Below are 26834 nucleotides of genomic sequence, written 5' to 3' on the forward strand. Positions count from 1 at the left end.
GTGGGAAGGAATGATATCGGAAAAAATCAATATCTCACTGGATCATCCCATCATGAAGGGCCATATGGTCTTTGGTGAAGCGGTATTGCCCGGTCTTGCTTATATCGATTTGATTTATCAGGTTTTTCAGGAACACGGTTATGTATACAATGAGCTCGAATTGAAGCACGTTACGATTTATCAGCCTTTAACCGTCAGTGAAACGGCTGCAATCATTCTGACCATTCAATGTTCTGAAACCGGAGATGGAAAGTGGCTCATCTCCCTTTCAGGGCAGAAACAGCAAGGTGACGAGCTGTCAGACAATATACAATATGCGACAGCTGAAATGGTGAAAAGAGACGCTGTGACATTTGACGAAACCATTGATTTCGGCGATGTGAAGCAGTCAGGCAGATCTCTGAATCTTGATGACATGTATAACCGCTGCCTGGATCATGACTTGGTTCATTCCGGCATGATGAAATCGAACGGACGATTGTACGAAACAGAAGACGGCATGCTGGCTGAGCTTTCTTGCAAAGAAGGAAAAGGTTTCTTTTTATTCCATCCGGCCCTTTTGGATGCAAGCGGAATCGGGGGGAGCGGTTTGCTTTCTGAAACAAACCGGCTTCACCTGCCTTTATATTATGAATCGTTCACGGCCGCCGACAGACTGCAATCTGAGTGCACGTCGCGTATCGCCGCTTCCGGCGTCCGTCAGGAAAAAGAACTCACAACGATGACGATCGAGTACTTCAGCCGATCCGGACAAAAGGTGGCGGAGCTTAAAAACATTACGGGAAAAGCGGTTCGGTTCGAAGAAGACGAGAATACAGCCGAACAGAATCAACAGGCTGCAGCTGAGCCGGAAAGCGCAGATGAAAAAGACATCATTCTGTTTTTAAAGAAGCTTTTGGCTGATAAGCTTGGGCAGCCTTGGGAGACGCTGGACGTTCTTGCAGGCTACTATGAGCTTGGGCTGGATTCATCTTCTTTGCTTGAGATTGTACAGGATATCAATAAAAAGACGGGTGCGGACCTCGCGCCCACTCTTCTCTTTGAATATACAAATATAAAAGAACTCGCAGCCTATCTGAAAAAGACCGTTTCATTTGAATGTGCGGAACGTGCAGCCGAACCATCACGGTCTGAAGCTGAAGCGCCGGACGCGCCAGAACATCATAAAAACACCGGAGACATCGCGATTATCGGAATGGCCGGCCGCTATCCGAAAGCGAAAAGTGTGGCGGAGTTTTGGGAAAACCTGAAGGCAGGCACGGATTGCATCACTGAAGTTCCGAAGTCCCGATGGGATTGGAAAACATATCAAAACGTAACGTCCCCGTCTGGAAAAACAGTATCAAAATGGGGCGGTTTCATTGACGATGCCGACTGCTTCGATCCCCAGTTTTTCAGAATCTCACCGCGTGAGGCGGAAACGATGGACCCGCAGGAGCGCCTGTTTTTAGAAACATGCTGGGAAACGATTGAAGATGCGGGGTATACGCCTGAAACGCTGGGAAATAAAGGGGAGAAACAGCATCCGATCGGCGTATTTGCAGGGGTGATGCATAAAGATTATTCCTTAATCGGCGCAGAACAATTATCTGAAACTGATCCTTTTCCGGTTTCACTGAATTATGCGCAGATCGCCAACAGAGTGTCCTATTATTGTGACTTCCACGGGCCGAGCATCGCGGTGGATACCGTTTGTTCCTCATCATTGACCGCCGTCCATCTGGCCATCGAAAGCATTCGCCGCGGCGAATGTGAGGCCGCGCTTGCGGGAGGGGTGAACTTGTCGCTGCACCCGGCGAAATATCTCAGCTACGGAAGCGTGGGCATGCACTCAAGTGACGGCCGCTGCCGTACATTCGGCGAGGGCGGGGACGGCTACGTTTCCGGAGAAGGAGTCGGTGCGGTATTGCTGAAGCCGCTGGAAAAAGCCGAACAAGACGGCGACCGCATTTACGCGGTCATTAAAGGAAGCGCCGTTAACCACGTCGGGAAAGTAAGCGGAATTACCGTCCCGAATCCTGCTGCACAGGCAGAAGTCATTAAGGCCTGTCTGAAAAAAGCAGGTATCAGCCCGCGGACCGTCAGTTATGTGGAAGCCCATGGCACGGGTACTTCGTTAGGAGACCCGATTGAAATTGAAGGTCTGTCAAAAGCGTTCAGCCAAGGGACGCAGGATCAGCAATTTTGTTCCATCGGTTCGGTCAAATCAAATATCGGCCACGCAGAATCAGCGGCGGGGATCAGCGGGTTAACAAAAGCGGCGCTGCAGCTTCATCACAAAACGCTTGTCAAATCACTGCATTCTGCGGAATTAAATCCTTACCTGAAATTTGAGGAATCTCCTTTTTACGTACAGCAGCAGACTGCTCCGTGGAAGCAGCCGGCAGCCGAAGAAAACGGTAAAGTCACACATTATCCGCGCAGGGCCGGGCTCAGTTCCTTCGGTGCATCAGGTTCGAATGCCCATATCATTTTAGAAGAATACATTCAGCCTGAACAAAAAGCGCCTGCACCTGAGAACGATGCAGCAAAACTCATCCCGCTGTCAGCAAGAAATAAAGACAGGCTTCTGGCCTATGCGGAAAAACTAGCCCGATCGCTTTCAGAAAAGACGGTGCTGTCTGAACTGGCTTATACTCTTCAGACAGGACGTGAAGCAATGGAGGAAAGAGCTGTCTTCCTTGTAAATGACACCCGCGACTTGAAAGAAAAGCTGAATGATTTCGTAAAAGGAAACGAAAACATCCCCGGTCTTTGGCGCGGACAAGCCGAGCTGCCGGAGATGAGCGAAGCCGCTCCCGAGACGGACGATCCGAAACGGCTTGCCGCGTTATGGGCAGAAGGGAAAATAATAGATTGGAATAAGCTGTACGCTTCGGGTAAACCGCGTAAAACAAGCGTTCCGACTTATCCGTTTGCAAAAGAACGCTATTGGATTCCGCAGCAGAAAAAACAGGAGAAAAGCCTGTCAGGCCTGCATCCGCTTTTACAAGAAAATACGTCAGATTTTTCGCAGCAGCGCTTCACGTCTCTTTTTACTGGAGATGAATTTTTCCTATCTGACCATGTCGTCAACGGGCAAAAAATACTGCCGGGCGTCGCCTATTTGGAAATGGCCAGAGAGGCGGTCAAAAAGGCCGCTGCCGTGACGGAAAAAGGCCAAAGCGTCACACTCAGGCAGGTTGTTTGGGTCCGGCCGGTCATGGTTGAAGACAAACCGAAGGAAATACATATTGCCCTTTACCCAGAAGATAATGGTGAGATTACCTATGAAATATACAGTGAGGCAGAAAACGGCGAAGATCCGGTTATTCACAGCCAGGGTGAAGCGGTCATTACCGAACCGGGAAGCGCCCAGATTGATATCGAGTCTGTCAAAACTTCCTGCAATTTAGGAATTGTGACTGCGGAAGAATGTTACGGTGCTTTTGAGAAGATCGGTCTGGATTACGGAGAGGCATACAGGGGCGTACAGCAATTGCTGATCGGAGAAGACCGATTATTGGCCCGTATTTCACTCCCAGCAGCCGTACATGACAAAAAAGAACAGTATACGCTTCACCCGAGTATGATGGACGCCGCTTTTCACGCTTCCGTCGGTCTGCTTGTCCGCTCAATACATGATGATGCAGACAGCCACGAGCTTTCTTTGCCGTTTGCGATGCAGGAAGTGGAAGTGTTCGGGCCGTGTCCTGAACATATCTGGTCATATATCCGGTACACAGAAGGCAGCAAAGCAGATGACAACGTAAGAAAATTTGACATTGATATGTGCGATGATGCCGGTACGGTTTATGTCCGGATGAAAGGCGCGTCCGTCCGGGCGCTTGACACAAGCCAAACAGCGGGCGGAGAAACCTCGGAGGCGCCTGTCGGCCATACGATGCTGATTCCGGCTTGGGAGCCTGTTGCGCTTGAAAAAGCCGGGGAAGCAGCGGCGGATAAGCAGACGGCAGTATTCGGCGGAACGGATTCGAGACATACGCGCATAAAAGAACATCTGCCGAACGCTTCCTATTATCCGATCAGAAGTACGGATGATATCACATCTCTTACGCACATGCTTGAAGGACAAAAAGAACTGGAGCAAATCATTTGGCTTGCTCCGCAGGCTGAGAGTGCGGACAGCCTCAAAGAACAGGAAAGAAACGTTCTTCATGTGTTCAAGCTGATGAAAGCATTACTTGCCTTAGGGTACGGAGAAAAACGTTTGGACTGGTGCATCGTCACAGCAAATGCCCAGCCGTTTTCGGATCAAGACAGCGCCGACCCGTCACAAGCCGCAGTCAGCGGACTTGCCGGAACAATGGCGAAAGAATATCCGCATTGGCATATCCGCATGATTGACACAGAAACGGACGGCAGCTGGCCGATCGAAGAGGCGCTCAGTCTTTCTGCCGGGAAAAACGGTCAAATTTGGGCGTACCGCAATCAGCAGCTGTTTGAGCGGCAGCTGATACCGCTTGACAATATGCCGAAAAACGGCACGCTGTACCAAACAGGCGGGGTTTATGCCGTGATCGGAGGCGCGGGGTATCTTGGCGAGGCATGGAGTGAATACATGATCCGCTGCTACAAAGCACGCATCATTTGGATCGGAAGAAGCACACTGAATGATTCCATACAGGCGAAACTCGACCGGCTCAGCGCATTCGGCCCGGCGCCTGAATATGTTTCCGCCGATGCCGCCGACAGTGCTTCCTTAGAGAGGGCTTATCAGTTCATAAAAGAGCGCCACACAAAAATGAACGGAATCATCCACTCGGCAATGGATCTGTCTGAGCAAAGCTTAAATAATATGAAGACAGAAGAGTTCAAATCGGTGCTGCGGGCAAAAGCCGATATAAGTGTGTCCATGGCGGAGGTATTTGGACGGGAGCCGCTTGACTTTGCGCTCTTCTTCTCCTCGCTTGTGGCATTTATCCATAACGTGAAACAAAGCCATTATGCCGCGGGATGCGCTTTCAGTGACGCATTTGCGAAAGAACTTGATCAGACATGGAATTGTCCGGTCAAAGTGATGAATTGGGGCTATTGGGGCAATAGCGAAGCGGCTGAAGACGGGGATTTTATTCAGCTGATGGATCAGATCGGATTGGGATTAATCGAACCGGACGCTGCAATGGAGGCGCTTGAAACCCTTATGACGCTGCCGGTTGATCAGGCGGCTTTCATTCATACGACAAAACCGGTCGCAGTCGAAGGGATGAATGAAAGAGAAAAGATTTCCGTTTATCCGCCTCAGCCGCTTGTCTTTTCACAACAGCCGAAGGTCGCTCCGCCCGGCGCACGTCTTGTTAGAGAGGCTGAACATCAGGAGCTTGATGATTTTCTGTATCAGCTGTTGATCGCCCAGCTTAAAGAAGCAGACTTGCTGACGCCGCAAAGCCTTAAAGCGTATGAGCCCGAACATGAATACTTTAAAAAATGGCTCAATCAAACGATCGCTTTCCTTCTGGAACATGGCTATCTGGAAGGGAATGCGGATTCATATAAACTGTCGGCGCGAGCCGAAAACACAACCGCCTCGCTATGGCAAAAATGGGAGCGGGAAAAAGAGGAATGGCTCAATAACGCCGATACAAAAGCGATGACTGTTTTAGCCGAGACGATGCTTAAAGCACTGCCGGACATTCTGCGCGAAGACGTGCCGGCGACAGATATCATGTTCCCGCACTCTTCAATGGAACTTGTTGAAGGAATTTATAAGCACAATCAAGTCGCGGATTACTTTAACAGCGCCCTGTCAGATACATTAACGGCTTATGTGAAAGAAAACATCAGTAAACATTCAAAAGCCGAGATCCGCATACTGGAAATCGGAGCGGGCACAGGCGGCACAAGCGCAGGCATATTTGAAAAGCTTAGGCCGTATCAAAACCATATAAAAGAATACTGTTACACCGATGTATCAAAAGCTTTTCTCGTGCATGCGGAGACGGAATACGGCAAACAGAATCCTTATCTGACGTATAAGCTTTTTAACGCAGAAGCGCCGCTTGCCGGCCAAGACATAGAGCCGGGCGCATACGACATCGTCGTTGCGGCCAATGTGCTCCACGCGACGAAAGACATCCGCCAGACGCTGAGAAATGCCAAAGCCGTTTTAAAAGACAACGGTTTGCTGCTCTTAAATGAAATGGCGGGAAACAGCCTGTTCCCGCATATTACTTTCGGACTGCTTGAAGGCTGGTGGCTGCATGAAGATTCTGCCCTTCGTATTCCGGGGTGCCCGGGCTTGTATCCGGAAAGCTGGAAGCGCGTGTTAGAAAGTGAAGGCTGGCATTCTGTCTTCTTCCCGGCAGAAGCGGCACATGAATTAAGCCATCAGATTATAGCGGCAAAAAGCAACGGCATTGTTCGCCAAAAAACGTTTAAAGCAGAGGCCGGAAAACGGACCGCTCCGCCAAAAGCAGCACATGCGCCGGAACTTCAGGCGCAAACAACGGTGCAAAAAGGCGACACGTCTTTAACAGAAAAAAGCACCGAGTACTTGAAAACGTTAATCGGAGAAACATTAAAAATTCCGCCGGCTCAAATTGATCCGAAAGCGCCGCTTGAAAAATACGGAATTGATTCTATCGTCGTCGTACAGCTGACAAACGCGTTACGAAATGTATTGGACCAAGTCAGCAGCACTTTATTTTTTGAATATCAGACGATTGAGGCGCTCGTCGCTCACTTAATCAAAACGAAAAAAGACGCGATGATCAAACTGACGGGACAAACGCCTGTTCAGGAAGAACGGAAGGCATCACCAGAACCGCAGGCTGTACAGCCTGCTAAGCCGCTTCGCACTGACTGGCGGCGGAGGGAAAAACGGGCAGCCAAAGAGACCGTCCGGCAAATTTCGGTTCGCGACGTGGCCATCATCGGTGTTTCAGGACGCTATCCGCAGGCAAAAACAGCGGCTGAGCTTTGGGCTAATATTAAAAAAGGAAAAAACTGCATAGAAGAAATCCCGCGGGAACGCTGGAACTGGCAGGATTACTACGATGAAGAGAAAGGTAAAGAAGGCTCTATTTATACGAAATGGGGCGGCTTCATTGAGGATATGGACAAGTTTGATCCGCTGTTCTTTCAGATTTCTCCTTTGGAAGCGGAGCGAATGGACCCCCAGGAGCGATTATTTTTAGAAACGGCGTATGCGAGTATCGAGGATGCCGGCTATACGCCTGACAACCTGTGCCAGAGCAGAAAAATCGGTGTTTTTGCCGGCGCGATGAACAAAAACTACCCGACAGGCTACGGCTATTGGTCCATTGCCAACAGGGTATCTTACCTTTTTGATTTCCAAGGGCCGAGCATTGCCGTTGATACAGCCTGCTCCTCTTCTTTGACGGCCATTCATCTGGCGCTTGAGAGCATATACAGCGGTTCAAGCGAATGTGCGATTGCCGGGGGCGTAAACATAGTGACCGACCCGATCCATTATATGAATCTGTCAGTCATGAACATGCTTTCCGCAGGCGACACGTGCAAATCGTTCGGAGACCGCGCGGATGGTTTTGTCGACGGAGAAGGGGTAGGAGCGGTCGTATTAAAGCCGTTGGACCGAGCGATTGCCGACAACGATCACATTTACGGTGTGATTAAAGGAAGCACCATTAACAGCGGAGGCAAAACGAACGGATACACCGTTCCGAATCCGAATGCGCAGGCCGCCTTAATAAAAGAAGCTTTCGAAAGGGCAAACGTCCCGGCGCGCACCGTCAGTTATATTGAAGCCCACGGTACGGGGACCGCATTAGGAGATCCGATTGAAATCGCCGGATTAACGAAAGCATTTGAAGAGGATACAACAGACAAACAGTTTTGCGCCATCGGCTCCGCAAAATCAAATATCGGCCATTGTGAAAGCGCCGCGGGCATTGCGGGTCTGACAAAAATATTATTCCAGCTCAAAGACCGACAAATTGCGCCGTCCCTGCACGCGGAACAGCTGAATCCGAATATTGATTTCGCGTATACGCCGTTTGCCGTTCAGCAGGAGCTCGGTGAGTGGAAACGTCCCGTCATCGGCGGCCAAGAGCTTCCGAGAAGGGCGGGGTTAAGCAGCTTCGGCGCGGGAGGAGCAAACGCCCACCTCGTCATAGAAGAATATACGGCAGACAAAGAACCTGATGAGACGCCGGCAGATCAGCCCGCCATCATCGTCCTGTCCGCGAAAAACAGCGAACGGCTCACTGAAAAAGCAAAACAGCTCAGAGACGCCATCCGTGAAAAAAGATACAGCGGCCGCGACCTTATGAGCATAGCCTTTACTCTTCAGACGGGCCGGGTGCCGATGGAAGAGCGCCTCGGTTTTATCGTCCATTCACTTCATGAACTTGAGGAAAAACTGAATGGATTTATCGCCGGACAAAACAGCGCCGGACTGCACCGTGACGGCACGGAAGAAAACAAACGGATGCTTGCCGTATTTTCGGCGGATGATGATATGGAAACAATCATAGACGCTTGGATCAGCAAACGGAAATATTCTAAGCTGCTTGAGCTTTGGGTAAAAGGATTGGACATCGATTGGGCGAAATTATACGGAGACCGTCCTCCGGCCCGCATCAGCCTGCCTGCTTATCCGTTTGCGAAAGAACGCTTCTGGCATCAGCAGCCTGTACAAAGCAAGGCCGCGCCCGTTAAGGCGCCGGCTGATGAAAATGATCCGGCGGAACAGTTTGAAGTGATGGCTTTTAGAGAAGTTCTTAAAGAACAGGCTCTGCCGGCTGACGGAGAAAAGCAAGTCAAAACGGTGATTTCTTTCTTATCTGATCAGAAGAAGCAGCAGGAAGCCGTCTCTGTGATCAAATCGTATGACAGTGGCATTGACGTTATTTTTATCGCTCAGGGAGACCGGTATGAGGCTCTGTCCGCCGGCCGCTGCCAAGTGGTGCGGGAAGATCCGCAATCATATGTGAACGCTTTTGCGGATATTCAAAAAGAGTACGGTGAAGCTTCTGCCATTTTGTATTTATGGGCGCTTGAAGATAAAAGCTGCATCGAAGATTATTCATGTATCGTCCATATTCTCAAAGCAATGGCTGAGACCGGTCTGCAGCCGGAAAGGCTGTTATTGGCGGGGGAATATGCATCCGGTCTGGAAAAGTGCTACTTGGAATCATGGATCGGCTTTGAGCGTTCGCTCGGCATTGTTCTCCCGAAAACAAGTGTTACCGGCCACTTCAGAAAAGCCGGTGCGGCCATAACGGACTGGATGAGAACCATTTGGGACGAGCTGAAAGCTGAAACAGACCATACCGTTTTCTTGGAAGAGGGAAAACGATATGTCTATCACTCCGAACCAACCGGACTAACGAAAGAAAACAGCAGGATCAGAACCGGCGGAACATATCTCATTACAGGCGGATTAGGAGGGCTCGGCTACTTATTTGCCCGCCATCTCGCCCGGAACTACCAGGCAAATGTCATTCTCACGGGGCGGTCGCCGATCAATGAAGAAAAGAAAGAAAAAATGAAAGACCTGGAAAATCTCGGTGCGGGTGTTCTTTACGCCGAAGCCGATGTTTGTGATCCGATCGGAATGGGCGACTGCATCAAGCGCGCGAAAGAACGATTCGGAGCCATTCACGGCGTCATTCATGCGGCGGGCATCGAAAGCAGAACATCCGTCTTTGAAAATGAAATCGGGAATTTCCGCAGTACGCTTGAACCGAAAATAAACGGAAGCCTGCTTCTTGACGAGTGGCTGAAAAACGAAACGCCTGATTTCATCTGCTACTTTTCATCCACATCGGCTGTTTTAGGAGATTTCGGCTGCTGTGATTACGCGGTCGCGAACAGGTTCCAAATGGCGTATGCCCACTATAAAAACGAACAATCAGAAAGCGGAAACGCTTTTGTCATCAACTGGCCGGTCTGGAAAAACGGCGGAATGGCCGTCGGCGGTGAAGAGACGACGGGCATGTACCTGAAATCAAGCGGCCAGCGCCTGTTAGAAACAGATGAAGGCATTGAGCTGTTTGAGCGCATCATTTCTCAAGACAACACCCAGTGCCTTGTCATTGCCGGCGAAAGAAGCCGTGCCGAACGATTTTTAGGCATACGGCGGGACGATTCATCAAAACCGGATGCGCTTTTGGAAACCGTGAGCCGCCGCATCCCGGAAGAAAGCGCAGAAAAACGGCTCGAAGCGGATTTGAAAGAGCTGATACACAGTCTGCTGAAAATATCCAAAGATAAACTCGTCCTGCATAAAAACTGGGCGGAATTCGGATTTGATTCCATCTATTTAGCCAAATTTGCCGCTCTTTTGACGAGTCATTACGGCATTGAAGTCACTCCGGCGTTATTTTACAGCTATGCCACGCTCGGAGACGTCATTAGCTATTACCTGACAGAACATAAAGAAACGATCGAAACGTTTTACCGAACGGAAGAAACCGAAACAGAAGCCGCCGCTCCGGATAACAAGGAGTATACGGATCAGGAGATCATCGCCATGATGAAACAGGTCTCTGAGGGGACATTAGATTTTAAAAGAGTGCAAGACATCATAGAAGGGAGTAAGACCTATGAATCATAAAGAACTTCTCGATGCCTACAGATCAGGAACGCTCACCATCGCTGAAGTAGAACAAAAGCTTCAGGCTTTCAAGCGGACAACTGCAAAACGTCCGCTTTCTGAAGGCCAGAAAGGTTTGTGGATGCTTCAGAAAATGTTTCCGGAGATGAGCGCATATAACATTCCGTTATGCTTTCGTTTTCAAAAGCTGGATATCGAGACATTCAAAAACGCCCTTTTGTCCGTGCAGCACCAGCACCCTATTTTGACCAGTGTGATAAAAGAGGAAAACGGCCTTCCGTATCAGATAGAAGATACGGATCGGCATTTTCCGATTGAAGAAATGGATCTTTCTGAATTAAGCGGGCGTGACGCTCTTTCGTTTATTAAAGAAAAAGCAAAAGAACCGTTCTCGCTTGAAACCGGGCCGCTCCTGCGTGTTCAAGTATTCCGGCGGGCGAAGCGGGAGCCGATTGTGTTAATCACCATTCACCATATCATTTTTGACGGCGTCTCTCTTATGACGTTTATGTCGGCGCTGCTGGACGCTTATGCAAAAGCAAGTGAAGGCAAAGAACCTGTCATGCTTCAGCAGTCCGCAGATTATCATGACTTTGTGAAATGGGAAAAAGAGCTGCTGGAAAGCGAAGCGGGAAAAACGCATCTCTCTTATTGGAAAAAGCAGCTGGAAGGACCGCTGCCGGTGCTTGAGCTTCCGTCGGATTATCCGAGATCATCGGTTCAAACTTGCAGGGGGCAGGCGTATCAGCGCTTGCTTCCTGATGAACTGAACCGGCAGATTAAAGTTTGCGCCCAAAAACATAATGTCAATGAATCCGTTGTGTATCTCGCTATTTTCAAAGGGCTGCTTTATCAATATACGAATCAGGAAGATGTCATCGTCGGCATGCCGACGATGGGGCGTTCTGAGGCTCAATTTGAGTCTGTCATCGGATACTTTATTAATATGATCGCGGTCAGGAGCAGGGAGACGGGCGCCAAATCTTTTACGGCGTTTTTGAAGGAGCTGCAGCTGACACTGGCAGAAGGGCTGGACCATGCCGCGTATCCGTTTCCCGCGCTTGTCAAAGAATTGAAGACGGAACGCTCGCCTGCGGTGTCGCCTGTTTTTCAAACCGCGTTTTTCTATCAAAACTTCTTCCGGACAGAAGGAGCGGAAAAGCTGGCGGAACTATATCAATCACTCGGCATTGAAATGATAGAAGACATTCATCAGGAAGGCGAATTTGAGCTTGCGCTTGAAGTCTATAAAAAAGAAACGGGAACCGTCCTGCAATTTCTGTACAACCCGGATGTCTACAGCCCTTCTTTCATCGAACGAATGGCGGAGCATTATATGAAACTGGCAGAAAAGGTGCTTTCTGATCCGGAGATCGCTTTTGAAGCCTGTTCCGGCCTGCTCAATCAAAAACGGGATGAAAGCCGTTCATCCCATCAGCCGAATGAGCGCTGCATTCATGAAGTGTTTGCGGAAAAAGCCGGACGCCACCCTGACAGAGAAGCCGTCACATTCGGTGAAAACAGTCTTACATATCGCGAATTAGATGAACGAAGCACGGCGCTCGCTGTGTACCTGCAAGAAAAGGGCGTCACACCGGAATGCCCGGTCGGCATTTGTACGGAGCGTTCTTTTGAGATGGTCATCGGCATCCTCGCCATTTTAAAAGCGGGAGGCGCGTATGTACCGCTGGACCCGGCTTTTCCAAACGAACGGATGGCCCACGTGTTGACTGACAGCGGCGTGTCAATCGTATTAACGCAGGAAAAGACGCGCGGCATGATTGAACAGTTGGCCATCGGCGGTGTGAGCACGGTGGAAATTGAAAACAGCGGACGTTCTGTCAGCGGGGCTAAACTGACGCCGCGTTCAAAACCGCATCATCTCGCTTATATTCTATATACGTCCGGAAGCACGGGAAAACCGAAAGGCGTCATGGTTGAGCACAGGGCCATCATGAATACGCTGCAGTTTTTGGAAGCTGAGTACCCGGTCGATCAAGAGGATGCCTATCTGTTAAAAACGAATTACGTATTTGACGTTTCGATTTCTGAATTATTCGGCTGGTTTATTGGAAACGGACGGCTTGTCATTTTGCCGCCTGGTGCAGAAAAAAATCCGCAGCTTTGCATGGAACATATCCAAACCCACCAGGTCACGCATCTGAATTTTGCGCCCGCCGTGTTTAATGTATTTCTGGAAACGGTAAAGCGGCATACGGCATTTACAGAAGACGGCCCTGTGAAATATGTGATGGTGGCCGGTGAGGCGTTTCCGAAAGATTTAGTCAAAAAGTCAGTTTCCACCTTCAAACATGCCAGAATTGAAAACATATACGGCCCGACGGAAACATCCATTTATGCCGCTTACTACAGCTGCGGCCAAAAGGAAATTACAAGCAGGAATACGCCGATCGGGAAACCGATTCACAATACGCGGCTTTATATCGTTGATGAAAAGCTCAGCCCCGTCCCTGACGGTGTGGCCGGGGAGCTTTGCGTGGCCGGCGCCGGTCTGGCCAGAGGCTATTACAATCAGCCTGAGCTGACGGCGGCATCATTTATTGATAATCCGTTTAGTGAAGGAGAAAAACTTTACAAAACAGGTGATTTGGCCAGATGGCTGCCTGACGGAAATATAGAATATGCCGGCCGGATTGACAGTCAGGTGAAAATTCGCGGCTTCCGCATCGAATTGGGAGCGATTGAAACGAAATTGAGCGAACATCCGGATATCCTTGACCAGGCGGTTGTGGTTCAGGAAAAGAACGGACATAAAAAGCTGATTGCTTATTATACGGCCCGCTCCGGTCATGCGGCAGACGAAAAAGCGCTCCGCAACCATCTTTTATCAAGCCTGCCGGATTATATGGCGCCTGCCCATTTTATCCGTCTGGATGCGCTGCCGTTAACACCGAGCGGAAAAGTGAACCGCAAAGACCTAAAACAGCGCAAGGTAATCGTTCACCGGTCTGAAAAGACGGGCAGACTGCCGTTATCAGAAGCGGAAGCGAAAGTGACCGCAATATGGGAAGACCTGCTGAATACGGCGGGCATCAAAATCGAAGACGGCTTTTTCGATGTGGGAGGCGACTCGCTTCTGGCTGTTGCGGCAGCAGAACGCATTAAACAGGAGCTGGAATGCGATTTTACCGTCACCGATTTATTCGAACACTCTACCATTCAGGCGATCAGCCGATTTATTGTTGAAACAAAACAGGCGGCTGAATCAGTGGCGCCCGGACAAGATGAGAGAGAAAGAGAACAAACACCGCAAAACGGGGTGCCGTCTTACTTTGTTGACAGTGTGGCGATAGTGGGGATCTCCTGCCAGTTCCCCGGCGCGAAAAATCATCATGAGTTTTGGAAGCAGTTAAGAGAAGGAAAGGAAAGCGTCCGGTTCTACTCGGAAGAAGAACTTCGGGAAGCCGGCGTGCCTGAAGATTTGATCGAAAATCCCGACTATGTGCCGGCATTATCGACGATAGAAGGAAAAGATCTCTTTGACCCTGAGTTCTTTCACATTTCTCCGAAAGACGCAGAATTTATGGATCCTCAGCTTCGGCTTCTGCTGCTTCATTCTTGGAAAGCCGTCGAGGATGCGGGATATGTATCGAAAGAGATTCCGAAGACAAGCGTATATATGTCGGCAAGCAATAATTCGTATCGGTCGCTTTTGCCGGAAAAAACGACAGAAGGCCATGAATCTCCCGACGGCTATGTGTCATGGGTGTTAGCGCAGAGCGGTACGATTCCGACGATGGTTTCCCATAAGCTCGGATTAAAAGGGCCAAGCTATTTCGTTCATTCCAATTGCTCATCATCATTAGTCGGTCTTTATTCAGCCTACAAAAGCATAACGAGCGGAGAATCGGAATACGCGCTCGTCGGCGGAGCAACTCTGCATGCAGCGACCGGCATCGGCTATGTGCACCAAAACGGATTGAATTTTTCAAGCGACGGGCATGTCAAAGCATTTGACGCTTCAGCCGACGGTATGGCGGGCGGAGAAGGAGCGGCCGTCATTCTGCTGAAAAAGGCGTCACAAGCCGTTCAGGACGGAGATCACATATACGCCATGCTCAGAGGCATCGGTCTGAACAATGACGGAGCGGATAAAGTCGGTTTTTACGCACCAAGTGTAAAAGGTCAGACTGACGTCATCCAGCATGTTTTAGACAGCACGAATATTCACCCGGAGACGATTTCCTATATCGAAGCGCACGGCACAGGAACGACATTGGGTGATCCGATTGAAATGTCCGCGCTGCAGCAAGTGTATAAACGTTACACGGACCGGGAGCAGTATTGCGGGATCGGCTCCGTAAAAACGAATATCGGACATTTGGATACAGCAGCAGGTCTGGCCGGGTGCATCAAAGTCGCCATGAGTTTATATCATCGGGAGCTGGCGCCTACCATTAATTACACGTCACCGAATCCGAATATCAAATTCAGCGGTTCGCCGTTTTATGTGGCGGATAAGAGAAAACCGCTGCCGGAGAGGGAGACGCCGCACCGCGCAGCGTTAAGCTCATTCGGACTCGGAGGAACAAACGCACACGCCATTTTTGAACAGTATGAAAACAAAACGATCAGCGGATCAAATGACGGACAGCCGCCTTATATCGTTCCGCTGTCAGCGAGAAATAAGCAGCGTCTTACTGCCTATGCATCTTGTTTATCCGGCTTTCTGGATGAAGCCGAAAACGATGTTTCCTTGCATGATCTGGCATTTACGTATCAGACCGGACGTGAAGCGATGGAAGAGAGGGCCGTTTTTATCAGTCATGATCGTCACGATTTGAAGCGTCAGCTGCAGGATTTCATCAACGGCAATGACCAAAACATCTTACGGGGCGAAAAAGTGAGAAGCAGAGAAGTGTCAGCTCAGGAGATGGAAGAGCTTGCGGCATGTCAGACACGGGATGAAAAGCTGAAAGCACTCGCGGCGCTCTGGGTTGAAGGAGCGCGTGTCGATTGGGGCTTATTGTATCCGGATTCCGCGCCGCAAAGAATCAGTGCGCCGACCTACCCGTTCGCAGAAGAGCGCTTCTGGCCGGAGGAAACTGTGAAGCAAACGGATACCAAGCTTTTGCATCCGCTGGTACATCAGAATACATCCGTCTTGCAGGAGCAGCGGTTCAGTTCGGAATTCACGGGAAAAGAGTATTTTATTGCCGAGCATATCATTAAAGGAATGGCGATCGTGCCGGCTGCCGTTACCCTTGAGATGGCACGGGCCGCGGCGGAGAAAAGCATCGGCGGGGCAACAGAGGAATCTCTGGGCCTGCGCTTAAAGAATATTGTATGGGTCCGTCCGGTGATAGCCGATCAGGAGGCTGTCCGTGTCCATATCGGACTTTATGAAGAAGAGGACGGACAGATTCAATACAGAATGTACGGGGGTAACGATTCTATCGGTGAAGAAGCTCCTCTTTATAATCAGGGCATCGCTGAAATCATCCGGAAGGAACCGGAGGAAGCGGCGGATATTGAGCAGCTGAAGCGCCGGTGCACACAGGGAACAATCGAATCTCAAGCGTTTTACAAAGGAATGATCGGTGCTGATTACGGGCCGGGTTACAAAGGGGTGCAGCTTGTATACAAAGGCGAAGACCGGCTGCTTGCTAAATTGAAGCTTCCTGAATCCGTCTCTCATACAAAAGCTGATTATATCCTTCATCCGAGTATGATGGACGGTGCGCTTCAGGCCGCCGAATATTTGCAAAACGTGACGAGAGCGCTGCTTGCAGAAAGCGGGGAACCATTCAAAGCCGCATTGCCGTTTGCTTTAGAGGAGCTGGACGTTCTGAATCCGTGCGCTGATGATATGTGGGTGCACGTCACATTCAGTGCGAACAATAAAGCCGGCGATCCTATCCAAAAAGCCGATATTGATTTATATGACAATAACGGCGGGCTTTGTGTGCGGGTGAGAGGTTTCTCAACACGGATCATGGAAGAAAACGCGGGTGCAGGCGATCCTGTCAGCCGTACGGACACATTGCTCGCTGAACCGGTCTGGAAAGAGCAGCCGGAACCGGCCGATCACGAGCCTTCATATGAAGAGCATATCATTTTCCTTTGTGAGTACGATGAAGCCGTAAAACAAGCTGTCGAAGCAAAGCTTGAACATGCAAGCGTCATTATCTTGGACGAGCGTCCCGCATCTATTGCAGAGCGGTATCATTCTTATGCGGGCCAGCTGTTTGACCATATCAAAACCATAATGAAAGGCAAGCCGAAGGGCCGCGTTCTTTTTCAGGCTGTTACGCGGTCAGCAGGCTTACAGCGGGTGTTTTCAGGCATTACCGGCCTCTTCAAAACCGCATGCCTTGAACATTCCAAGCTGATCTGTCAAATGATCGAAGCCGAGGAGAAAGAAAGTGCTGAAGGCATAGCGGAAAAAGCGTCCGAAAACCGTATGCATGCCGAAAGCGTCCATGTGAAATATGAAAACGGCAAGCGCTTTGCCGCTGATTGGGAAGAGATGGAGATTTCTCAAGCGGAGCCGGATATTCCGTGGAAAGACGAAGGTGTTTATCTCATTACAGGAGGTGCGGGAGGTTTAGGTCTGATCTTTGCAAAAGAGATCGCAAACCGTACAAAAGACGCCGTCATCATACTAACCGGCCGGTCCGCTCTCAGAGAAAAGCAGAAAGACATGCTGGAAACAGTACGTGCTGCCGGCGCTTCTGTTTTCTACGAGCAGACCGATGTCACGGACGAAGCAGAAGTATACCGATTGATCCGCAATATCCGCAAACGGCACGGCAAGCTGGACGGGATTGTTCACAGTGCCGGCATTATAAAAGACAACTACATGGTGAAGAAGACGGCAGAGGAATACCAACACGTTCTCGCTCCGAAAGTGAAGGGCCTTGTGTATCTTGATGAAGCGTCACAACATGAGAAATTAGATGTCTTTATTGTCTTTTCATCCTTATCAGGTGTGCTTGGAAGCGTCGGCCAGGCTGATTATGCGTCTGCAAATGTCTTTATGGAGATGTATGCCGAGTACCGCCGTTCTTTACAAGCCGCGGGACAAAGATACGGAAAGACGCTTTCTGTCAGCTGGCCGTTATGGAAAGAAGGCGGAATGCAGGCAGGAAAGCAAACGGAAGATATGCTGATGCAGGAGGCGGGAATCGCACCGCTCGGCACAGATGCCGGCATCAAGGCTTTATATCAAGGCTTGATGAGCGGGACAACCCGGATGACGGTTGTTGAAGGAGATGTGAAACATATGAAAGCAAAACTGTTCCGCAAAGAGAATGATCATCCGGAAGCAGAGACCGGCGTACGTCATGACATTGATGCTGACAGCCTGCTTGAAAAAGTGAAGCATCTGTTAAAACAGCAGACGGCCTCATTGTTAAAAGTAAACATTGACAAAATTGACCCTCATGAAGAAATGACAAAATACGGGCTGGATTCCATCTCGATGACTGAGTTTACGAACCAGTTAAACAAAACGTACCGGCTTACGTTAACGCCGACGATTTTCTTTGATCATCCGACAATCCATGAATTTGCCGTTCATTTAATCAGTGAATACGAAGAGGAATTTGCCGGAAGGTTTGCGGTAAATACAAAAACGGTTCAATCGGCAAGACCGGTAAAAGAGACTCAAATCACGCGCCCGGCCGTTAAGCGGCGCCGCACTCTGCCTGAGACACTTCCGCAGACAGTGCAGCGGGGCCAAGGGCCGGAACCGATCGCAATCGTAGGCATCAGCGGGATTTTCCCGATGGCAGAAGATATTGAAGCTTTCTGGCAGAACCTGAAAGAAGGCAAAGACTGCATGACCGAGATTCCGAAAGACCGCTGGGACTGGCGGGACTATTACGGGGATCCCGCAAAAGAAGCCAATAAAACAAACGTCAACCAAGGCGGGTTTATTGACGGAATTGCTGAATTTGATCCGTTATTTTTCGGGATTTCACCCCGGGAAGCGGAGCAAATGGACCCTCAGCAGCGCCTCTTGCTGACGTACGCGTGGAAAGCGATCGAAGATGCCGGATATGCGTCAAAGAGTCTCTCAGGCACAAAGACAGGTGTGTTTATCGGGACCGGAAATACCGGCTACGGTTCTCTTTTAGCCAATGCCGATGCGGAAATTGAAGGGTCATCCGCGGCGAATACAAGTCCGTCTGTCGGACCGAACCGTGTCAGCTATACGCTCAATCTTCACGGGCCGAGCGAGCCGATTGATACCGCCTGCTCAAGCTCACTCGTTGCCATACATCATGCCGTTTCTTCAATTGAAGAAGGAACGTGCGACATGGCTTTGGCGGGAGGAATCAATACGATTGTTCTTCCGGATGTGTATATCAGTTTTGACAAAGCGGGCGCGCTGAGTAAAGAAGGAAGATGCAAAACGTTCTCTGATCAGGCTGACGGTTTTGCCCATGGTGAAGGAGCCGGTCTCTTTTTCCTCAAAAAGCTGAAAGCCGCTGAGGCGGATGGGGACCATATTTACGGCGTCATTAAAGGAAGCGCGGTGAATCACGGCGGCCGCGCGGCATCTTTAACAACGCCTAACCCGAAACAACAGGCGGAAGTCATTAAAGCCGCATACAAAAAAGCGGGCATTGATCCGAAAACAGTCTCTTATATCGAAGCGCACGGCACCGGAACAGAACTGGGAGATCCCGTTGAAATTAACGGCCTGAAACAAGCGTTCAGCTCGTTTGCAGACGGAAAAGAGAAAGCGGCCGGCTATTGCGGCTTAGGGTCGGTCAAAACGAATATCGGCCATTTATCCCTTGCCGCGGGAGCAGCGGGCATTATTAAAATTTTGCTGCAGATGAAGCATCGGACACTAGTAAAAAGTCTCCACTGTGAGACGGTAAATCCCTACATTCAGCTTGAAGACAGCCCGTTTTATCTGGTGCGGGAGACAATGGAATGGAAGACGCAGACGGACGAACGCGGAAACGAACAGCCTCGCCGCGCGGGCATCAGCTCATTCGGCATCGGAGGCGTGAATGCCCACGTCGTCATCGAAGAATACATTCCAGAAGACAGAGAGGAAGCAGATGATTTTCATATCGACCCATGTCTTTTCGTTCTGTCCGCCAAAAATGAAAAACGCCTGAAAGAGCAGGCAAAACAGCTGAAACGTGCGCTTACTGAAAAACGGTACGATCAATCCTCCCTCGTTTCTATGGCATATACCCTCCAAATCGGAAGGGACGCCATGGAAGAACGCCTGGCGGTTATTGCCGGATCTGCAGAAGAACTGCAGGAAAAACTGTCACAGTTTATCACTGGAGATAAGCACGCGGACTTGTACAGAGGAAGAATAGACAAAGGCACGCTGAAAATGCTGACGGAAGATGAAGAAATTCAAGAAGCCGTTGAAAAATGGATGGCACGCGGCAAATACGCGAAGCTGCTTGAATTATGGGTCAAAGGGCTGAACGTCGATTGGGCGAAGCTGTATGGAGACCGGCCGCCTAAACGCATGAGCCTGCCATCGTATCCTTTTGCAAAAGACCGCTATTGGGCGGCAAAAAGCACCGGAAAACACGAAAAAACAAGCACTGTATCTGCGGGAAAACAAGACGCGCTTCATTCGCTTCTGCACAGAAATACTTCAAACCTTGCAGAACAGCGGTTCAGTTCAATCTATACAGGAAAAGAATTTTACCTTGCGGACCATGTTGTAAAAGGCGTGCCGATTTTACCAGGAGTGGCACATCTTGAAATGGCGCGCGCAGCAATGGAACAGGCATCTGAAGTTCCGGCCGGACAAGGAAGCGTCAAGCTTAAGAATACGGTTTGGGTGCGGCCGATCACCATTGAAGACGAGCCGGTTCATGTCAACATCCGTCTCATTCCTGAAACGGCAAATGACGTTCAATTCGACATTTACAGCGGCCGGGAAACAGATCAGCCGTCCGTTTACAGCCAAGGGGCAGTATCAGTCCGCCCTGACGCCGAGGCTCCGGTCATTGATCTCCAAAAGCTGAGATCACAATCCGCCGAGACACCGTTTTCTGCAGATGAAGTGTACGATATGTACCGCAAAATCGGTTTTGATTACGGCCCGGCTTTCCGGGGTGTCAAAGCGATTTATACAGGTGATGATTTCGTATTGGGCAGACTGTCACTTGATGCGGCTTGTGCGGACACGGTACAGGAGTATGTCATGCATCCGGGCTTAATGGACTCTGCATTGCAGGCATCAAGCATATTAACCGGAACAAATGATGAAAAACTGATGCTTCCGTTTGCGGTTCAGGAGCTTGAAGTATTCAGCGCATGCGCTGCTGAGATGTGGGTTTACGCCAGACTTTCTGAAGACCACAAAGCCGGCCAGATTGAAAAACGCGATCTTGATATTTGTGATGAAAACGGCAAGGTTTGCGTAAGGCTGAAAGGTTTGTCATTCAGAACGGCTGAAAAAGAACCTGAGAAAAAAGAAAAAGCTCCGGAAACGCTCATGCTTGAGCCGGTATGGACCCGAAGCGATGAAACCGCCGTTCAAACGGAACCGGTTTTTGCCCGGCATATCGTGTTGCTTTGTGACACAGACGCCGGATTGAAACAAGCCGTTGAAGCCGCGGGAGCTGAATGTATTGAAATGACCTCCCAGCACGGGAAAGCGGCGGCGCGCTTCCGTGATTATACAGGACGGATATTGGAGACGCTGCAAAAACTGCTGAAGGAAGAGACGGATGGAGACGTCCTTATCCAGACGGTTCTCTCTAAAACAGATAAGCATCAGCTGCTCTCAGGCATTTCAGCTCTGTTAAAAACAGCCGGCCTGGAACATAAAAAACTGAAAACCCAGCTGATTGAAATAGGACCGGCGGAAAACGGCAGAATCACAGACATCATCAGAGAAAATAAAACACGGGCTGATGACAGCCATATCAAATATGAAAACGGCATCCGATACAGCGCAGATGTCAAAGAAACGGCCGTGTCCGGCGGCAAAATACGCATTCCGTGGAACGACGGAGGCATATATCTCATTACCGGAGGAGCCGGGGGCTTAGGCTTTATTTTCGCGAAAGAAATCGCCCGCAAAGTCAAAGAGCCGACACTGGTTTTGACAGGCCGTTCCGCATTAAGCGAGAATCAGCGGATGCAGCTGCAATCGCTTGAATCACTCGGAGCAAAAGCGGAATACAAGCAGGCTGACGTAACAAACGCTCAAACTGCGGCAGACCTGGTCAAAACGATTGAGACGGAATATGGCGGCCTTCACGGCATCATTCATAGCGCGGGTGTGATGAAAGATCAGTATATCGCAAAGAAAACAACCGAAGAGCTTTACAGTGTATTGGCTCCTAAAACGGACGGATTTGTCAACCTTGATGAAGCAACCGAGCATTTAGCGCTGGACTTTTTCATCGTTTTCTCATCCATTTCCGGCGTCACCGGGAATGCGGGACAGGCGGATTATGCGGCGGCAAACGCATTTATGGACAGCTATGCGGCATACCGCAACGCACTGGTTACCGCAATGTACCGCCACGGTCACACATTGTCGGTCAATTGGCCGCTGTGGAAAAACGGCGGAATGCAAGTCAATGAAGAAATGGCGAAGCTCACCGAAAAAAGAACCGGCGTAATACCGATGCGCACTGAGACCGGAATAGAAGCTCTTTACAAAGCATGGAGCATGGGGAAAACAAGCGTGCTCGTCATGGAAGGAAACCGCGCCGTAATGCGGGAAAAGCTGCTTCAAAAGACTCCGGCAGCCGCTTTTGCACCGGTTAAGAAAACGGATGAAACGCCTGCGCCGAAAGACCTGACGGCAAAACTTCAGGAATTGCTGGCAAACGAGGTTTCCGGGCTTCTGAAAATAAACATTGAAGAAATCGATATCGAATTGGAGTTTAATCAATACGGATTTGATTCCATTACGCTGACGGAATTCGCCAACAAGCTGAATGACACTTATCAGCTTGATCTGACACCGACCGTATTTTTTGAATATGCGACGATTCAAGCCTTGGCGCATCATTTAGCAGAAGACTATCAAACACAATTTGCCGGCAGCACACAGCCGAAAGAAGAAAAACAAAGCAGCGTAACTGATGATGGCGGTATCAGACTGGCAGGGAACAAACGATTTGCAAAAACTGCCGTACAGCCTGTTCAGACGGCGGCTGAACATAAACCGGAACCGATCGCTATTGTCGGCATGAGCGGAGTGTTTCCGAAGGCCGCAAATATTGATGAGTATTGGCGCAACTTAGAAGAGGGAAAAGATTGTATAACAGAGGTGCCGGCGGATCGCTGGGACTGGCGTGAGTATTACGGTGACCCGCTTAATGAAGCCAATAAAACAAATGTAAAGTGGGGCGGATTTATTGACGGAGTTGCGGATTTTGATCCGCTGTTCTTCGGAATTTCACCGCTGGAAGCCGAACAGATGGATCCCCAGCAGCGCTTGTTAATGATGTATGCGTGGAAGGCGATAGAAGATGCGGGATATTCCGCTAAAAGCCTTTCCGGCACGAAAACAGGCCTGTATATCGGCACGGGGAATACCGGATACGGCTCACTGTTTTCCGACCTGGATATCGGCGGTGCGTCAGCCGCAAATATGAGTCCGTCAGCGGGGCCGAACCGCGTCAGCTATATGCTTAATCTGCACGGGCCGAGTGAACCGATCGACACGGCTTGTTCCAGCTCGCTGGTCGCGATTCATCACGCCGTATGCGCCATTGAAAACGGGAACTGCGATATGGCGATCGCCGGCGGCGTGAATACCGTCGTCACACCGCAAGGCCACATCGCTTATGACAAAGCGGGTGCGCTGAGCAAAGAAGGGAAATGTAAAACATTCTCCGACAGGGCGGACGGATTTGCCGTCAGTGAAGGTGCCGGAATTCTGTTTTTGAAAAAGCTATCAGAAGCGGAAAAAGCGGGCGATCATATCTACGGTGTCATTAAAGGCAGCGCGGTCAATCACGGCGGACGTGCGAACTCCTTGACGACGCCGAATCCGAAAGCCCAGGCGGAAGTCGTCAGAACGGCTTATGACAAAGCAGGCGTTGATCCGAGAACAGTCACTTATATTGAAGCGCACGGAACCGGAACGGAGCTTGGCGATCCGGTCGAAATCAACGGCCTGAAATCCGCCTTTCAAAAGCTGTACGAAAAAACAGGCGATCCCGCCGTTTACGCGAGTCACTGCGGTCTGGGATCGGCCAAAACCAATATCGGCCACCTGTCACTGGCAGCCGGTGTCGCGGGTGTGATCAAAGTGCTGATGCAGATGAAGCATAAAACACTTGCAAAAAGCCTCCACAGCGAGGTCATCAACCCGTATATCAAGCTGAAAGACAGTCCGTTTTACATCGTACAGGAAAAAAGAGAATGGACGGCATTGAAAGACGAAAACGGCAATCATCTGCCGCGCCGTGCGGGAATCAGTTCTTTCGGCATCGGCGGCGTAAACGCCCATGTCGTCATTGAAGAATATATCCCGAAGGTAGAAAGAAAAACAGCTGTTTTCACACACCCTCAAATCTTTGTGCTGTCGGCCAAAGAAGAAGAGCGTCTGCAGGAACAGGCGCAGCAGCTGGCGCAAGCTTCTTTTACGGATGCGGATCTTGCCGATGTTGCTTACACGCTTCAGCAGGGGCGTGATGCGATGGAAGAAAGAGCGGCCATTATCGCTTCCTCGGCCGAAGAACTGCGGGACAAGCTAAAGAGCTGTGCGAAAGGACGTTATGATATAGCGGGTATTTATAAAGGAAAAGCGGGTAAAACCTCCCTGAAATCCATTCTGGCAGGTGCAAACGGCGAGGCGGATATCGAAGAGCTGATAAGCCGCCGAGAGAATGACAAGCTTGCGGAATTATGGGTGCAGGGCGCGGATATCAAATGGGACGGCCTATATTCTGATATCAAGCCTCAACGGATGAGTCTTCCTGCTTACCCGTTTGCGAAAGAGCGGTACTGGATCACGGACAATCGGCCGAAAGCAGAGAAACCGCAAGCTGTGCCGACGTCGCGGGTGCTGCACCCGCTGCTTCACGAAAATGTATCAGATTTAACAGAGCAGCGGTACCGATCCGAATTTACGGGACAAGAGACGATTTTCACCGATCATCTTATTAAAGGCAAGCCGGTTATGCCGGGCGTTGCTTACTTGGAAATGGCTAGGGCGGCGGTTGCTCAGGCAGTCAAAGGGCAAAAGGAACGTCCTTCTGTCACCCGCCTGAAAAACATCGTTTGGGTTCGGCCGATCGAAGCGGGACACCGCCCGATTGAAGCGCAGATCAGCCTGAACCCGAGGGGAAACGGTGAAATCGTGTATGACATTTACACGGATTCACAAACAGAAGCAAGCGGCAGGCAGATACACTGTCAGGGCGCTGCCGGCATTCTCAGCGCCAGGGAGGCTCCGCACCGTGATATAGGCGCACTGAAAGCTCAATGCGGCCTCAGTATACTGACTTCTGAACAGTGTTACGACTTATTCAGCAAAATCGGCATTGACTACGGTCCCGGACAACAAGGAATTCAGCAGATTCATATCGGAAGCAATCAAGCATTGGCTGAGCTCCGGCTGCCTTCCTTCCTCGAAGAAACGGCAGATCAATACGTTCTTCACCCGTGTATGCTTGATTCAGCTTTGCAAGCGACAATCGGTCTGAAGCTGCACGCAGATGATAACCAGCTGTCACTGCCGTTCGCCCTTGAAGAACTGGACATTTTCAGTCCATGCACGACAAGCATGTGGGCGTATGTCAGCTCCCGGGGAACGGATGAAAAAATACAGCGTATGGACATTGACTTATGCGATGAGACCGGCCGGGTCTGTGTCAAAATTAAAGGGATTTCTTCCAGAATGATGGAAGGCCCCGCGCCGGAAACATCATTAAATGGAGCAAACCTTCTGGCTCCGGTGTGGGATCTCGCGGAATTCCGTGATCAAAGCCCGGCATATAAGACGGAAGAGGTTGTCTTTATCGCGGGGGATGAGGAAAGCGCGGCTTTTCAATTGCATCATCCTTCTGCGAAACGGCTTCATATCAACCCGGAGGATAAAATAGAGGCTGTTGCGGCTGAACTGAAAGCAACAGGGTCTTTCGGGCATATCGTATGGATCGCTCCTTTTCACAGCGCTGATGACATGGTAAAAGCTCAGGATGCGGGCGTCATCCAGATGTACAGAGTGATTAAGGCCATGCTTGCTTTAGGATATGGAGGCAAGCGAATCAGCTTGACTGCAGTCACAATAAAAACACAGTCCGTACAGCCGGCGGACATTATTGATCCGGCTCATGCAGGCATTCACGGGTTGGTCGGCTCGCTCGCAAAAGAGTATCCGAACTGGCAAACAAGGCTGATTGATGCCGGCTGTCCGGAAGATGTTTCAAAGGCGGAGCTGTTCTCAGCGCCGTTTGATGAGCAAGGCAATACTTGGGCGTACCGGAACAATCACTGGTACAAACAGCGCCTCATTCCTGTACAGCAGCCGGTGTCAAGCCGGCCCGCTTACCAAAAAGGCGGCGTTTATGTCGTCATCGGCGGCGCGGGGGGCATCGGCGAGGCATGGAGCGAATATGCCGTGAAAACATATCAGGCGCGAGTCGTTTGGATCGGCAGACGAAAACATAACAGCGCCATTCAGGAAAAAATCGACAGACTCAGCCAATTCGGCCCGGCGCCGATTTATATTGAAGCTGACGCGGCAAATCCGAATGAGCTCACACAGGCGTATGAAACGATCAAACGCACGCACCCGCAAATTAACGGAATCATCCATTCCGCAATTGTTTTAGAGGATCAGAGCCTGGCAAATATGCCGGAAAGCCGTTTGAAAAGCGTGCTCGCTGCGAAAGTCAATGTCAGCGTGAATATGGCCCGCGTGTTCCAAAATGAGCCGCTGGACTTTGCTTTGTTCTTCTCATCTGTTCAATCATTTGCACGAGCGGCCGGACAAAGCAATTATGCTGCCGGATGCAGTTTCAAAGATGCCTTTGCCGCTCATTTGGCTCAAGTTCGGCCGTATTCGGCGGCAGTGATGAATTGGAGCTACTGGGGCAGTGTCGGAATCGTATCATCTGCCGACTATCAAGAACGGATGAAACAGGCGGGAGTCGGATCAATTGAAGCGCCGGAAGCAATGGCGGCGCTTGAACGATTGCTCGGCGGCCCGTTGAATCAGTTCGTCATGATGAAACAGGCGGAAGAGCCGGAGGAAAAACCGGAAGAAATGATAGAAGTATACCCTGAACATCACGGCTCGGCGATGCAAAAACTGCGAAGCTATCAGCCTAAAGTAACAAGACATGTACAACAATTGAGTTAAGGA

2 protein-coding genes are annotated in these 26834 nt (G+C 50.2%); both read left to right on the plus strand.

Features of this window, described 5'->3' with window-relative positions:
* Window positions 1-10 precede the first annotated feature (10 nt).
* On the plus strand, window positions 11-10540 hold the full coding sequence (locus NYE36_RS09130) for an SDR family NAD(P)-dependent oxidoreductase (protein ID WP_265450930.1): 10530 nt from the start codon (window positions 11-13) through the stop codon (window positions 10538-10540).
* Window positions 10530-26831 carry an amino acid adenylation domain-containing protein gene (locus NYE36_RS09135; RefSeq protein ID WP_342496889.1) on the plus strand — a complete coding sequence of 5434 codons (16302 nt, stop codon included), beginning with the start codon at window positions 10530-10532 and terminating at the stop codon, window positions 26829-26831. The genes NYE36_RS09130 and NYE36_RS09135 overlap by 11 nt, the downstream gene beginning before the upstream one ends.
* Window positions 26832-26834 lie beyond the last annotated feature (3 nt).

Origin of the sequence: Bacillus sp. FSL R5-0593, from assembly GCF_038603755.1 — a bacterium.
GTDB classification, from domain to species: domain Bacteria; phylum Bacillota; class Bacilli; order Bacillales; family Bacillaceae; genus Bacillus; species Bacillus velezensis.